This window comes from Solimicrobium silvestre (genome assembly GCF_002976435.1).
Classification (GTDB): Bacteria; Pseudomonadota; Gammaproteobacteria; order Burkholderiales; family Burkholderiaceae_D; genus Solimicrobium; species Solimicrobium silvestre.
This window is the reverse complement of the sequence record NZ_PUGF01000065.1, coordinates 1-950: the sequence shown is the minus strand read 5'-3', so window position 1 is coordinate 950 and position 950 is coordinate 1. Positions and strand designations below refer to the sequence as shown.

Annotated in this window: 1 protein-coding gene; it reads right to left on the bottom strand. The window is 50.3% G+C overall.

Annotated elements, in window-relative coordinates; genetic code table 11:
- Positions 1-950: IS1182 family transposase (locus tag S2091_RS23740; protein WP_105534450.1), on the bottom strand; the 950-nt coding region annotated here is incomplete at both ends.

Sequence of the window (950 nt, the reverse complement as noted above, 5' to 3'; positions counted from 1 at the left end):
CGCCAGCACATGCAAACTCATTTCGGTGGCCACGTGTTTTAGCGTTCGCATTAGGAAGTGCTGCGTGCCCATCCAGAATTTGATCGTGCCGAAGGTGTGCTCAACTGTTTCGCGGCGGATGCGCATCGCTTGCGGGAAATGATCCAAACGGCGCTGCATTTCGTCTAGTACTGCTTCATTCTCCCAGCGTGATACGCGGCGTTGGGGACTTGGTGTGCATTGGCTTTTTAACGGACACGTTTTGCAGCCAGATGCCCAGTATTTATGTGAAGTTATTCCGCGTTCAACAACGGTCATGCGTTTAATTAGCTGTTGACCGGCTGGACAGCGATACACATCATTGCTCGCATCGTAGATGAAATCGTCTTTGCCGAAGCGTCCATCGGAGGTGGCATTCGATGTCACGCTCTTGGCGACAATCGCTTTGATATTAGCTTGGTCACAGGCCAGTATTTCTGTGTTCTTGTAATAGCCTCGATCACCGATAGCGGTGAGTTCTTTGACTCCCATTGCGTCCCGTGCTTGGGTAGCCATATTGAATAATTGATCGCGATCGTTGCCGTCGTTGCTCACTTCGTGTGCGACGATTAAATGGTGCTTGGTATCGACCGCGGTTTGTACGTTGTAGCCGACAATACCGCTGCCGCGCGTGCGCATCGAGCGTGCATCGGGATCGGTTTGGGATAATTGATTATCGGGTGCGTCGTCGAGCTGCTCTTTGATATGGGCAAGCTGTTTCATTTGCGTTTGGAGCTTGGCGATCTTTTGGTGTAGTCGCTCGGTACGTGCTTGTTTGATCTCCGGTTCGTGGCGATCTGCGGTGTCTAATTCGGTTAAGTATTGGTTGATGCTGGATTCAATTTCCTTCATCCGATAGTCGACTTTGCCCTTGGTAAAATTCTTGTCACGGTTATTCACCGCTTTGAATTTACTGCCGTCGATTGTTACCA